This window comes from Burkholderia sp. BCC1644 (assembly GCF_902833225.1).
Classification (GTDB): Bacteria; Pseudomonadota; Gammaproteobacteria; order Burkholderiales; family Burkholderiaceae; genus Burkholderia.
Genome location: NZ_CADFEI010000031.1, coordinates 1 through 13272, shown reverse-complemented (window position 1 = coordinate 13272; position 13272 = coordinate 1). Strand labels below are relative to the sequence as shown.

Genomic DNA, 13272 nt, shown 5'->3' with positions numbered 1-13272 from the left:
TAGCTATCGCAACTCATCATGATCGTCTGCGTGTGCAAGTCTGTTTCCGATCGCAAGATTCGCGCGTCCCTCGCCGAGGGCGTCAACTCTTTCGATGAACTCCAGTTCGAACTCGGCGTGGCCACGTGCTGCGGCAAGTGCGAGGAGTCCGTACGCGACCTCATGGCCGAGCAAGGCGTCTGCGCGAGCCGGTGCGGTGTCGAGCATCACGCTCACCCGATCCCGGTCACGTTCTACGAACGCAAGGCAGCCTGACCGGCGCCGAGTGTGCGCATGCGGCCCAGGCCGCATTTTTTGTTTTGACCGTCAGCAAGCCATCGTCCGCGCGAGCCAGCGGCTTACCTGCCAAGGAGCCTGTCATGGAATTGCTGATCGGATTTGTGACCACCGTTTGCATCTCGCTGCTGATCTTCCGCAAGTGATGCCGATTCACCCGCCGCGCCCCGGGTGCGACATCGTTCTTTCAAGCTAACATGCAGGCTTCGCATCTCGCTCCTGCCGGCGCCATGCCGGCTGCACCACGTATGAATCCCCGAGTGATCGTCGTCGCGGTCGGTGTGCTTGCCGCACACGCGATCATGCTGACGGCCGCCTGGCTCCATCGCAACGCGCCGCCGCCGAAATCGGTCGAGGTCCAGACGATCACCGCGCAGCTCATCACGCCTGCACCGATCGCGCAGCAGGTTGCGGCCGAATCGATCCCGCAACCCGCGCCGCCGAAGCCCGTGCCGCGCGTGAAGCCGAAGGTCGAGCCGAAGCCGGTGCAGAAAGCGGCGAAGCCGACGCCCCAGCCGGTTGCGCAATCGCCGGCCCCGTCGCCGACACCCGCGCCTGCCGCCGATCCGACGCCCGCGCCTGCCGCGCCCGCCCCCGCAGCACCGGCCGCCACACCCGGCCCGGCGCGCGAAACGATGCAGGTCAGCGCGCCGAAGAACGTGCCGACGCTCCAATGCAACTTCGTGAAGCCCGACTACCCGTCGATGTCGCGCCGCCGCGGCGAATCGGGCACGGCCTATGTCCACTTCGTCGTCGGCGTGACCGGCAAGATCGAAAGCATCGATCTGCAAAAGAGCAGCGGCTACCCGCGCCTCGACGATGCCGCACTCGACGCGATGCGCTCGACCACCTGCCGTCCGTACCTCGAGAACGGCCAGGCGATCCGCGCCGCCCGCACACAGCCCTACAGCTTCGGGCTCACCGACTAACCTGCCTCATCCGGAAGATTCAAAGGAAACAAGAAAATGCAAAGCTACGGTATCGCGCACGTCTGGGCGCAAGGTGATTTCGTCACGCGCGCCATCGCGATCACGCTGCTCGTGATGTCGGTCCTGTCGTGGATGGTGATCGTCATCAAGGGCTGGAACGTGATCCGCCTGAACCGCCTCACGAAGAATGCCGAACAGGCATTCTGGCATTCGGACGATTTCGACGACGGTATCAAGAAGCTCGGCCTTGCCGCATCGACGCCGAACGACAACCCGTTCCTCGCGCTCGCGCTGTCGGGCAAGGAAGCCGCCGACCACCACCATCAGACGCAACCGCACCTGCACGACCGCATGGACGTATCGGACTGGGTCACGCGCTGCCTGAAGGACACGATGGACGAAGGCATCTCGCGCATGCAGAGCGGCCTCGCGATCCTCGCATCGATCGGCAGCACGGCGCCGTTCGTCGGCCTGTTCGGCACGGTCTGGGGGATCTACCACGCACTGCTCGCCATCGGCGCAACCGGCCAGACGTCGATCGACCAGGTCGCAGGCCCGGTCGGCGAATCGCTGATCATGACGGCCTTCGGCCTGTTCGTCGCGATTCCGGCCGTGCTCGGCTACAACGCACTGACGCGTGCGAACAAGGGCATCGTCAGCAAGCTGCGCCGCTTCGCGCACGGCCTGCACGCGTACTTCGTGACGGGCGCGAGCCTCGCATCGTCGTCGACGCGCGACGGCCTGCGTCTCGCCGCGCGCGCCAGCTGAGACGGGGTGAACCATGGCCATGAATACCGGTTTCAGCGACGATGACGACGATGCAGTGATGAGCGAGATCAACATGACGCCGCTCGTCGACGTCATGCTCGTACTCCTGATCATTTTCCTCGTGACGATCCCGGCGATGCAGCATGCGGTGAAGATCGACCTGCCGCACGCCAGCAGCCAGCCCGTCGACGAAAAACCGCAGACGGTCGACGTCGCGATCCAGGGCGACGGCACGATTCTGTGGGACGACCATACGGTCACGCGCGAACAGTTGCAGGCTCGCATCGCGGAAGCCGCGAAACGCACGCCGCAGCCCGAGTTGCACCTGCGTGCGGATCGCAAGGTTGCGTACGAGCACGTCGCAGAAGTGATGTCGGATGCACAGGCAGGCGGCCTGACGAAGCTCGGTTTCGTGACCGAGCCGGGCGCGAAAGCGAAGTAACGCGCGCACGTCTTGCGGTAACGCATCGCCGGCACCTCGCCGGCCGCACAAAGTAAAAGGCCTTCATCGCCAGATGAAGGCCTTTTTTCATGCGCACGCGGGCGCCTTCGGGCGGCGGGCTCTTTGGCGGTATCGGTTGCGCCTCGAGCAACGCAAATGCGACTCTGCCGTGGTCTGCACGGACTGCGCGTTCTGCCCTATCTGGCTCGCAATATATGCGGCCACCTGATTTCGCTCAGAACTTCCTTCACGAAATGGGATTTCAATATAGGCCCGCACGCGCGCGCATTCAAGGTTCCGGCGATTGAAACTTGCGATTGCAGACGACGCTTCAATGACAAAACAAATTTGCGTCGTCGCGCGCGCCGTGTTCAGGTCGCCGAAACATCGGCCGCGGCTTCCTTCTTCGCGCGCTCGGGACAACCGGGCTCCTTGTACGCGCCGTGATCGAGCTTCTCGACCAGGTAGTCGACGAACGCACGCACCGCAGGCGGCATCCCCTGCCGCGACACGAACACCGCATACAGCTGCGGCACCGGCAGCGTCCAGCCCGGCATCACGGGCGACAGTTGCCCCGCACGCAGCGCGTTGCCGTACATCATCTCCGGCAGCGCCGCGATGCCGAGACCGTCGAGCACGGCCTCGCGGATCGTCATCAGGTCGGCCGTCACGAGCCGCGGGTCGTGATCGTGCACATGGCGCGTCCCGTCCGGCGCGATCAGGTTGAATACATGCCGCCCGTCGACGCTCGGCGTATCGAGCGTCTCGAAGCCGGTCAGGTCGTCCGGCACCAGCGGCGGCGCATTCTGGCTCAGCAGGCTCGGCGCGCCGACCAGCATCTGCTCGGTACGCCATAGCGGCCGTACGACGATGTTGGCGTTCTGTGGCGGCTCCGAGCGCACGCGCAGCGCGACGTCGATCGAATCCTCGAACAGGTCGATCACGCGATTCGTCACGCGGACGTGCACCTTCACCTCGGGATAACGACGCAGGAATTCGGGCAGGATGCGCGACAGCATCGTCTGCGACAGCGTGACGGGCACGCTGACCCGCACGGAGCCGCGCGGCGACGCACGCAACTGCTGCACCGCGTTCATCGCGGCCTGCGCCTCGGCCAGCATCGCCTGGCAATGCTGGTAGAACAGTTCCCCCGCCTCGGTCAGCGCGAGCTTGCGCGTCGAGCGCTGCAGCAGGCGCACGCCAAGCGCCGCCTCGAGCTCGGTCAGGCGCCGCGACAGGCGCGATTTCGAGATGCCCAGCACGCGCTCCGCGGCCGAGAAACCGCCATGTTCGACGACCTGCGAAAAGTACATCAGGTCGTTCAGGTTATGTGCATCGATATTCATCTCATCGTTCCAATTTCAGAACAATCCATTGCGAACCGCCGCAAATCGAACGGTAAAACGCCCAATATAATAGCGCTATGTTTCAAAAATAACGCTATTCCGACGATTTCGAGGGCTTCCCCATGACGACCGCTCGCTCGCTTGACCGTACCTACCCCGCACTTCGCACGACCGAAGGCGGCGGCTTTGTGGTTCACCGTCCGTTCCCGACCCGGCTGCTGATGGACTTCGATCCGTTCCTGCTGCTCGACGAAATGGGCCCCGTCGACTACGCGCCCGGCGAAGCCGTGGGCGCGCCCGACCATCCGCATCGCGGCTTCGAGACCGTGACGTATGCGCTCGACGGCCGCTTCCGCCATCGCGACTCGTCCGGCCATGCAGGCACGCTCGGCCCGGGCGACGTGCAGTGGATGACGGCCGGCGCCGGCGTCGTGCACAGCGAGATGCCCGATCCCGCGTTTGCGCAGGCGGGCGGCCGCTCGCACGGCTTTCAGCTGTGGGTCAACCTGCCGCGCCGCGACAAGATGATCGCACCGCGCTACCAGGAGATTCCGGCCGACCGCATCCCGACCGCGACGTCGCCGGACGGCCGCGCGCGCGTCCGCGTGATCGCCGGCGAAGCGTTCGGCGTCCAGGCCGCGATCGAGACGCGCACACCGATCCTCTACCAGCATTTCACGCTGGAACCCGGCGCAACGGTCACGCAGCCCGTGCCGGCCGGTTATCGCGTGTTTGCCTATCCGATCGACGGCACGGGCCTCTACGGGCCCGACAGGCAGGCTGTCGACGCCCGACACATGATCGTCTACGGCGACGACGGCGACACGGTCACGTTCGCCGCCGGCGACTCGCCGCTCGACCTGCTGCTGATCGGCGGCGTGCCGCTCAACGAGCCGATCGTCCGCTACGGCCCGTTCGTGATGAATACCGAGGAAGAGATCCGGCAGGCCGTCGTCGACTACCAGACGGGCCGCATGGGCCGCATCGAAGCATGACGCCCGATCGGGGGCGGCAGGTGCCGCGAAACGAGTGGTTTTGCGTCACAATGACTTCTTGAACCATGTGGCCACCCGCCACCAGAAGGAACCCGTCCCCTTGAACTTCGAACATCTGATCCAGATCAACGCCGACGATCCGTCAGTACCGACCCTCACCCGCGACCAGCTCTGGGAGGGTCTCGTCCTGCGCGCCGAACAGCCGCAACTGTTCGTGCTCGGCCTCGACAGCTGCGTCGTCCTCGAACGGACGGACACGACGCTCGAGCGTGAACTGCACTACGGCCATGCGACCGTGCGCGATCACGTCACGTTCACGCCGAACCATCAGGTTCGCTACGACATCCGCGCGGCCGATGGCGAGATCGGCGGTTCGCTGACGATGACGATCGAGGAACGCGACGACCACGAGCTGTTCCTGCGTTTCGAGTACCGCACCACGCTGACCGTTACCGACGACAGCGAAGATGCGCGGCAGACGCACGGGATCGTCAAGGAGGCCTACCGCACGTCGGACATCGACACGGTCCGCCTGATCCGCGAATACACACAGGGCCGCAAGGACCCCGATCCGCTGCACTGACCCCGACGGCGGCCCGCAGGCCGCCATTTGACTCAAGCTATCAGGTCTGGTGTTTCGATCGATAAAGAGTTTTTGTAAATGGGAATAGTTATCATTTAGAATTCATTCCATCGTATCGACAGTCACCGATCAAACCGAATGACCGACACCATGCGCCCGACCACGCTGACCCTGCACCGCACGACCGGCACCGCAGCCAGCAGCCGTCAGAAGACGGCAGCGGTCACCACGCCGGCGAAGCCCGCCGGCAACCGCGATGCAGGCACGCGGGTCGTCAACAGCGACGCGCTGTTGCAAGGCCACAGCCACATCAGCATCGCGCACAACGGAGAGACGTATCAGTTGCGCGCCACGCGACTCGGCAAACTGATCCTGACGAAGTAAGACAGAGTATTGTGGGGACCACCTCCCTGAGAGGTGTTGGGCAGTAGCCAGCGTAACGGCTTGCACGCGAGATCTAGACCCCTTCGTGCAAACACACTCAAGCAGCCGTTGCAGCAAGCCAAGCCACTTTTTTGGTTCTCGCACAAGGTAGAAAAAAAGCGGCACGTCGAAGGACGTGCCGCTTTTTTGTTTGCGCGGTCAACGCAGGAGGCATGCCGCTCACGTACGTTGGCGTGCTGTCGCATGCGGCCGAAGCCGCCTGCAAGAGGCTTCAGAAACCCCAGAACATCAGCCACCATGCGCTGTCGACGACGGCCAACCCAGCGGCAAACAATGCGAATGCCGCGAGCCGGCGCGGCCACGCCGCATAGCGCCCCGTCACCTTCCACGCGAGCCACGCGCTCCATGCATTGGCACCGACCAGGATTGCGATACGCACGTCGGTCGCCCAGCCGAGCGGCACATGCTCCGCGCGCAGCAGCGACAGCGTCGTGGCCGACAGGCCGAGGAACACGCCCGCGCCCGCGATCGGGATCAGCGCCTGCGCAAGATGATGCAGCCGCACGCGATCGAAGCGGCCGAGCATCAGCGTGGCGCCGGCCAGCAGCACCAGCAGCGCCGTGCCGTACACGAGCCCCGTGCCGACGATGTAGCTGACGATCAGCCCGCCGTCGAGCCACGAAAACACGTCGTTGCGATCCGGATAGTGCGTGAGCAGGAACCACGGCGCATTCGTTTCGAGCGGCCACGTGATGTCGCGGTCGATCAGCCAGCCCGCGAGCCATTGCTTGATCTGCACGAACCACGGGCTGACGGTCCAGTGAAACGCACCGATCGCAACGCCGAGCAGGCCGTACAGGATCAGCGCGGTGTCCCACGGGTTCGCCTTTTGCGCGCCGAGGTTCACGACTTCGTCGGACGGCGAGCGCAACGACAGCGAGATCGCATCGCGGTGCCCGCTGCAGCGGCCGCACATATGGCAGTCCGCCGCGCCCTTCATGTTGCGCAACGGCACGAGCGGCGCGCAGTTGATCGGAATCACGCGATGGCCATGCTCGCCGTTCCTGTACGAACGGCGCCATGCATCCTCGTCGACCTTGTAGCGCATCGGCGCGAGCCGCGCGAGCAGCCCGAACACGCCGTTGACCGGGCACAGGTACTTGCACCACACGCGCTTCTCGCGGCCGTACAGCACGCCGATCACGATCGCGCCGACGGTCGAGCCGCCGAGCACGAACAGCACCGCGAGCGGGTACTGGTACACGCTCACCATCTGCCCGTAGATCGTCGTGATCCCGAACGCGACGAACGGCCAGCCGCCCCACCGGATCCAGCGCGGAATCGGACCGCCGCGACCAAACTTGCTCGCGTATTCGGTGAGTGCGCCTTCCGGGCACAGCACGCCGCACCACACGCGGCCGAGCATCACCATCGACAGCAGCACGAACGGCCACCAGATGCCCCAGAACGCGAACTGTGCGATCAGCGTGAGGTTGTTCCACAGATGCGCGGAATCGTCCGGCAGCGGCAACACCGCCGGGACGATGATCAGGAATGCGTAGACCGCGACGACGATCCACTGGATGCCGCGGATCAGCGCGCCGTGGCGCTGCATCCACTGGCCGGCCTGTGCGAGCCAGCCCGGCTTGGCTGCGGCGACCACGCTCATGCCGCGCGGCCTGCGGCGACGGCCGGACGACGGCTCGCGCGCTTCATCAGCAGCCACACGACGGCCCAGTACACCGCATAGGCGACCAGGTTGGTCAGCGCCGGGTGCGCACGATAGCCGGTCAGCGTTGCGACGAGCGAGCCGAACGTGCCCGAATCATCGAGGATCGCGGACGTATCCCACACCTGCGAGATGCCGAGCGGCAGGATTTCCTTGTCGATCAGCTTGTCGACGCCGGTCTGGAACAATCCCGCGCCGAGGAACAGCAGCATCACTTCGGTGACACGGAAGAAGTGCCGCCACGAGAAGTACTTGCCGCCGAGCTGCAGCAGATAGAACGTGAAGAACGCCAGGCCGAGACCGATCAGGACCGCGAGCATCTGGCTGCCGTCGACGTGACCCGACTGGCCGAAACCGAGGCCGTACAGGAAGATCACCGTCTCGCTGCCTTCGCGCGCGATTGCAAGCGCAACCAGCACGGCGACACCCCACCAGTTCGAATCGCGCGTACTCTGCTGCAGCGATTGCTCCATGTCACGCTTCAGCGTACGGCCGTGCCGGCGCATCCACAGCACCATCTGCACGATCAGCACGCATGCGATCAGCACCATCGCGGTCTGGAAGTAGTCCTGCGCGTCGCCGGACAGCACTTCGGTGAAACCGACCAGCGCGGCGCCGAGGCCCACGGCCATCAGCAAGCCGACACCGACGCCGGCCCACAGGAAAGGCAGGCCGCGGCGCGCGTCGTCGTCGCCGTTTTTCAGCCATGCATAGAGAATGCCGACGACGAGCAGCGCTTCGACGCTCTCCCGCCAGACGATGAACAAGATCTGACCCATCGATACCTCCTGACGCGCGGGGCAAGGGATTTGTGCGCCCGCACGCAGATAAAACGCGTTACTTCGCGACGATCACGCCCTGTGCCTGCTGGTGGAAATCGTCGAAAAACTTGTATTCGCCCGGCGACAGCGGAGCGACGACCACGAACGAATCGGCGCCCGGTGCGAGCACCTTCTCCTTGCGCAGCTGCACGCTCTCGAATTCGGCGGCGCCCTTGCCGGTGTTCTTGATCTCGATCTTGAAACGCTGGCCGGCCGGCACTTCGATGCGGGCGGGATTCAGCTTGCCGTCCGTCATCTCGAGCTTGAACGTCGGCAGGTCGGCAGCATGCGCTGCGCCGGCGAGCCACAACGCAGCGGCTGCGGCAACGATTTTCTGGGGAATTTTCATTCTGGGTTCTCTACGCCGACGGCGCGCCGAAGCGCGCCGTTCGTGATGCCACCGATCAGTAACCGCCCTTCTTGCCGATACCGGCGAACGGGAAGTCGTACTCGAGCGTAACGGGCTTGAACCACGCGCCCACGCCCGTTTCCTTGTCGATGTGGCGGCCGAATGCCATGTGACCCGACTGCATCGGCGGCTTGACGACCATCGTCAGGTGATACTTGCCCGGGCCGTTCAGCTTCACGTTGTCGCCATAGTGCGGGCCGTCGCTCGCGACCATGCCCATCAGGTCGCCTTCAGCCTTCCACTTCGTGTCGCCCTGCTTCGTCAGCTTGTACGTGACCTGCAGGTACGGCATCCAGTCGCCTTCCGCGAAACCCGTCGGGTTGTTCTTGACCGCATGAATGTCGGCCTCGAGGTGGATGTCGGAATCCGACGCCTTGCGCATCATCCCTTCCGGATCCATCGTGATCGGCTGCAGGTACACCGCGCCGATTTCCATGCCGCCCTGGATCTGCTGCTTGCCGATCGGATATTCGGCAGCCGAGGCCGACATCGCGGCAAGCGCCGCCGCTACCGCAACCGTCGTGCGGATGAACGAAGAACCCAACATGGACACTCCTTGTTATTTGTCTGACTATCTTGACGACACGCGGGCCGCCGCCGGGGCCGCCCGCTGGAAACACTAACGCGACGAAGAACGTTAATGCGAACAATTCTCAATAATTGCGAAGTTTAGCACCGAACCCGTTTCGGAACAAACGAAGAGCCGTGTAAACCCCTGATCCGACAAGGCTTACAGGCTCGTTACCAACCCGATTCGGTGACGCTTGGAAAGATTTACCGGCCGCCGCTGATGTGATCGCCGACATTCGCGCCGAACACGCGCTCGCGCAGCACGGCAAGCTGGTCGCGCGTCGCGGCGGCCTTCTCGAACTCGAGGTTCTTCGCGTAGTCGGCCATCTGCTTCTCGAGACGCTTGATTTCCTTCGCGAGCTGCTTTTCCGACATGTCCTCGAATTTCGCGCGCTGCTGCGCTTCCTTCAGCTCCGCGCGCGCCTCGTCCGCGTTGTAGACGCCGTCGATGATGTCCTTGATGCGCTTCACGACACCGCGCGGCGTGATGCCCATCTTTTCGTTGTAGGCCATCTGCTTCGCGCGGCGGCGCTCGGTTTCGCCGATCGCGCGCGTCATCGAATCGGTCATGTTGTCGGCGTAGAGGATCGCCTTGCCGTTCACGTTCCGCGCGGCGCGGCCGATCGTCTGGATCAGCGAGCGCTCGGCGCGCAGGAAGCCTTCCTTGTCCGCGTCGAGGATCGCGACGAGCGACACTTCCGGAATGTCGAGACCTTCACGCAGCAGGTTGATCCCGACCAGCACGTCGAACGTGCCGAGCCGCAGGTCCCGGATGATCTCGACGCGCTCGACCGTGTCGATGTCGCTGTGCAGGTAACGCACCTTGACGCCGTGGTCGGCCAGGAACTCGGTGAGCTGTTCGGCCATGCGCTTGGTCAGCACGGTGATCAGCACGCGCTCGCCGGCCTTCACGCGCTCGTTGATCTCGGTCAGCACGTCGTCGACCTGCGAGCTCGCCGGCCGCACCTCGATTTCCGGATCGACGAGGCCCGTCGGCCGCACGACCTGCTCGGCGATCTGCCCCGTCACGCGCTTCTCGTAGTCGGCCGGCGTGGCCGACACGAACACGACCTGGCGCATCTTGCGCTCGAACTCGGGGAACTTCAGCGGCCGGTTGTCGAGCGCCGACGGCAGGCGGAACCCGTAATTGACGAGGTTTTCCTTGCGCGCGCGGTCGCCGTTGTACATGCCGTTCAGCTGGCCGATCAACACGTGCGATTCGTCGAGCAGCATCAGCGCATCGGGCGGCAGGTAGTCGACGAGCGTCGGCGGCGGATCGCCGGGCTCCGCCCCCGAGAAATGCCGCGAGTAGTTCTCGATGCCCTTGCAGAAGCCGAGCTCCTGCAGCATCTCGAGATCGAAACGCGTGCGCTGTTCGAGGCGCTGCGCCTCGACGAGCTTGCCGTCGCGATGGAAAAACTCGAGGCGTTCGCGCAATTCGTCCTTGATCGTCTCGACCGCCCGCATCACGGTGTCGCGCGGCGTCACGTAGTGCGACGACGGATACACGGTGAAGCGCGGAATCTTCTGCCGCACGCGCCCCGTCAGCGGGTCGAACAGCTGCAGCGTCTCGACCTCGTCGTCGAACAGTTCGACGCGCACGGCCATTTCCGCGTGTTCGGCCGGGAAGATGTCGATCGTGTCGCCGCGTACGCGGAACGTGCCGCGCTGGAAATCCTGCTCGTTGCGTGTGTACTGCATCGCGATCAGCCGCGCGATCACGTCGCGCTGGCCGAGCTTGTCGCCGGTGCGCAGCGTCAGGATCATCCGGTGGTATTCGGACGGGTTGCCGATACCGTAGATCGCCGACACCGTCGCGACGATCACCACGTCGCGGCGCTCCATCAGGCTCTTCGTCGCCGACAGCCGCATCTGCTCGATGTGCTCGTTGATCGACGAATCCTTCTCGATGAACAGGTCGCGCTGCGGCACATAGGCCTCAGGCTGGTAGTAGTCGTAGTACGAGACGAAGTACTCGACCGCGTTGCGCGGGAAGAACTCGCGGAACTCCGCATAGAGCTGCGCCGCGAGCGTCTTGTTCGGCGCGAACACGATGGCCGGGCGGCCGAGCCGCGCGATCGTGTTGGCCATCGTGAAGGTCTTGCCCGACCCCGTCACGCCGAGCAGCGTCTGGAAGGCAAGGCCATCGCCGACGCCTTCGACGAGCGTCTCGATCGCGGTCGGCTGGTCGCCCGCAGGCAGGTACGGCTGATACAGCTGGAACGGCGACCCTTCGAAGGTGACGAATCTGGATTCGTCGAGCGCGTCGCCGACTTCGGCATGATGTTCGGACATGGAATACGGCCGGAGCAAGGGCAAAGAAAGCATTCTAGCGCTTCGCGGCGTCTCGAACTGCTGTCGGCTCCTGACGCCCGGCGGCCGGCCGAAATCGCGATTCGCCGCCGAATCGCCCGCCCCCGCCAGCGCGAATTCGCTACAATATCAGGCTGCTGCGCTTTCCGGCGTCGCGCCGTTGGCGCGCGGTCCGCTGCGCCCGCCCCGCCGGCTGAAAGCCTGACCCTCTTTTCACTACTGCCGAATCATCATGTCGCTCTTCTCCGCTGTCCAGCTTGCTCCCCGCGACCCGATCCTGGGCCTGAACGAAGCCTTCAACGCCGATGCGCGTCCGACCAAGGTCAACCTCGGCGTCGGTGTGTACACGAACGAAGAAGGCAAGATTCCGCTGCTGCGCGCGGTGCGCGAAGCCGAGAAGGTGCGTGTCGAGGCAGGCCTGCCGCGCGGCTACCTGCCGATCGACGGGATCGCCGCCTACGATGCGGCCGTGCAGAAGCTGCTGCTCGGCAACGATTCGCCGCTGATCGCGGCGGGCCGCGTGGTCACGGCCCAGGCACTGGGCGGCACGGGCGCGCTGAAGATCGGCGCCGATTTCCTGCGCACCGTGAACCCGAACGTGAAGGTCGCGATCAGCGATCCGAGCTGGGAAAACCACCGCGCGCTGTTCGAAGCGGCCGGTTTCGAAGTGGTCGCGTACCCGTACTACGACGCGGCCACCAACGGCGTGAACTTCGAAGGCATGCTGTCGGCGCTGAACAGCTACGAAGCCGGCACGGTCGTCGTGCTGCACGCGTGCTGCCACAACCCGACCGGCGTGGATCTCACCGAAGCGCAATGGCAACAGGTCGTCGACGTCGTGAAGGCGCGCAACCTCGTGCCGTTCCTCGACATGGCGTACCAGGGCTTCGGCGAGAACATCGAGGCCGATGCCGCTGCCGTGCGTCTGTTTGCCGCGGCCGACCTGAACGCATTCGTGTCGTCGTCGTTCTCGAAGTCGTTCTCGCTGTACGGCGAACGCGTCGGCGCGCTGTCGATCATCACGTCGAGCAAGGAAGAAGCGACGCGCGTGCTGTCGCAACTGAAGCGCGTGATCCGCACGAACTACTCGAACCCGCCGACCCACGGTGGCGCCGTCGTCGCAGCCGTGCTCGCATCGCCGGAACTGCACGCTTCGTGGGTGCAGGAACTCGGCGAGATGCGCGATCGCATCCGCGCAATGCGTAATGGTCTCGTCGAGCGCCTGAAGGCAAGCGGCGTCGATCGCGACTTCAGCTTCATCAACGCGCAACGCGGGATGTTCTCGTATTCGGGCCTGACCTCGGCACAAGTCGATCGCCTGCGCGACGAGTTCGGCATCTATGCGGTCGGCACGGGCCGGATCTGCGTTGCCGCGCTGAACATGCGCAACCTCGATGCCGTCGCCAATGCAGTCGCAGCCGTCCTGAAGTAATACGGCGTCGGGTGGCGGCCGCGACCGGCTGCGCCCTGCCGACATGAAAAACGCGCTCCGTGGAGCGCGTTTTTTATTGCCGTTCGCCGGCGGGCAGCTACGCCGCCCGTGCCCGCGTTACTGCATGAACCAGCCGTGGCTGACGACGACCGACTGGCCCGTGAGCGCGGCGCTCGGGAACGCCGACAGGAACAGCACCGTCTGCGCGACGTCCTGCACCGTCGTGAACACGCCGTCGACCGTGTTGCCGAGCATCACCTTCTTGATCACTTCTT

At 64.7% G+C, this 13272-nt stretch carries 14 protein-coding genes and 1 pseudogene; 8 read left to right on the top strand and 7 right to left on the bottom strand.

Annotated elements, in window-relative coordinates:
- The first annotated feature begins 18 nt into the window (after positions 1 to 18).
- The 4 genes from HWX87_RS35975 (at position 19) to HWX87_RS35960 (ending at position 2415) form a co-directional block, all read left to right on the top strand.
- Positions 19 to 255 carry a (2Fe-2S)-binding protein gene (locus HWX87_RS35975; RefSeq protein WP_039370093.1) on the top strand — a complete coding sequence of 79 codons (237 nt, stop codon included), beginning with the start codon at positions 19 to 21 and terminating at the stop codon, positions 253 to 255.
- A 218-nt stretch (positions 256 to 473) separates the two neighbouring features.
- Positions 474 to 1205 carry an energy transducer TonB gene (locus HWX87_RS35970; protein WP_176051571.1) on the top strand — a complete coding sequence of 244 codons (732 nt, stop codon included), beginning with the start codon at positions 474 to 476 and terminating at the stop codon, positions 1203 to 1205.
- Positions 1206 to 1241: 36 nt separating this feature from the next.
- Positions 1242 to 1973 carry a MotA/TolQ/ExbB proton channel family protein gene (locus tag HWX87_RS35965; RefSeq protein WP_176051570.1) on the top strand — a complete coding sequence of 244 codons (732 nt, stop codon included), beginning with the start codon at positions 1242 to 1244 and terminating at the stop codon, positions 1971 to 1973.
- Positions 1974 to 1986: 13 nt separating this feature from the next.
- Entirely contained in the window at positions 1987 to 2415 is a 429-nt protein-coding gene (locus tag HWX87_RS35960) for a biopolymer transporter ExbD (protein WP_006478310.1), read from the top strand.
- 371 nt (positions 2416 to 2786) lie between these two features.
- Here the strand turns inward: HWX87_RS35960 and HWX87_RS35955 are convergent, their stop codons facing one another.
- Entirely contained in the window at positions 2787 to 3761 is a 975-nt protein-coding gene (locus HWX87_RS35955; RefSeq protein ID WP_176051569.1) for a LysR family transcriptional regulator, read from the bottom strand.
- Between the two features lie 122 nt (positions 3762 to 3883).
- Here HWX87_RS35955 and HWX87_RS35950 point away from each other — a divergent pair, with 122 nt between their 5' ends.
- From HWX87_RS35950 to HWX87_RS35940, 3 genes are all read left to right on the top strand, one after another.
- Entirely contained in the window at positions 3884 to 4756 is an 873-nt protein-coding gene (locus tag HWX87_RS35950; RefSeq protein ID WP_176051568.1) for a pirin family protein, read from the top strand.
- Positions 4757 to 4856: 100 nt separating this feature from the next.
- Positions 4857 to 5339, top strand: coding sequence for an SRPBCC family protein (locus HWX87_RS35945; protein WP_176051567.1), 483 nt, complete (start codon positions 4857 to 4859; stop codon positions 5337 to 5339).
- A 138-nt stretch (positions 5340 to 5477) separates the two neighbouring features.
- Positions 5478 to 5723, top strand: coding sequence for a hemin uptake protein HemP (locus HWX87_RS35940; protein ID WP_176051566.1), 246 nt, complete (start codon positions 5478 to 5480; stop codon positions 5721 to 5723).
- A 271-nt stretch (positions 5724 to 5994) separates the two neighbouring features.
- Here the strand turns inward: HWX87_RS35940 and HWX87_RS35935 are convergent, their stop codons facing one another.
- The 5 genes from HWX87_RS35935 to uvrB form a co-directional block, all read right to left on the bottom strand.
- On the bottom strand, positions 5995 to 7392 hold the full coding sequence (locus HWX87_RS35935; protein ID WP_176051565.1) for a 4Fe-4S binding protein: 1398 nt from the start codon (positions 7390 to 7392) through the stop codon (positions 5995 to 5997).
- Positions 7389 to 8231, bottom strand: coding sequence for an FTR1 family protein (locus HWX87_RS35930; protein WP_059233632.1), 843 nt, complete (start codon positions 8229 to 8231; stop codon positions 7389 to 7391). The genes HWX87_RS35935 and HWX87_RS35930 overlap by 4 nt, the downstream gene beginning before the upstream one ends.
- A gap of 58 nt (positions 8232 to 8289) precedes the next feature.
- A complete protein-coding gene (locus HWX87_RS35925) occupies positions 8290 to 8622 on the bottom strand; it encodes a cupredoxin domain-containing protein (RefSeq protein WP_034190351.1) in 333 nt (110 codons plus the stop codon).
- A 55-nt stretch (positions 8623 to 8677) separates the two neighbouring features.
- The gene (locus HWX87_RS35920) at positions 8678 to 9229 is read right to left on the bottom strand and encodes an iron transporter (protein WP_059233631.1); all 552 of its coding nucleotides are present in this window, start codon (positions 9227 to 9229) and stop codon (positions 8678 to 8680) included.
- A gap of 227 nt (positions 9230 to 9456) precedes the next feature.
- Complete coding sequence (gene uvrB, locus HWX87_RS35915) at positions 9457 to 11547, bottom strand: excinuclease ABC subunit UvrB (RefSeq protein ID WP_176051564.1); 2091 nt, start codon at positions 11545 to 11547, stop codon at positions 9457 to 9459.
- Between the two features lie 250 nt (positions 11548 to 11797).
- Between uvrB and HWX87_RS35910 the strand changes: the two genes are divergently transcribed.
- Positions 11798 to 12997 carry an amino acid aminotransferase gene (locus tag HWX87_RS35910; RefSeq protein ID WP_176051563.1) on the top strand — a complete coding sequence of 400 codons (1200 nt, stop codon included), beginning with the start codon at positions 11798 to 11800 and terminating at the stop codon, positions 12995 to 12997.
- Between the two features lie 117 nt (positions 12998 to 13114).
- Here the strand turns inward: HWX87_RS35910 and HWX87_RS35905 are convergent.
- Positions 13115 to 13272, bottom strand: a pseudogene (locus tag HWX87_RS35905) (3-hydroxybutyrate dehydrogenase); the annotation flags it as partial.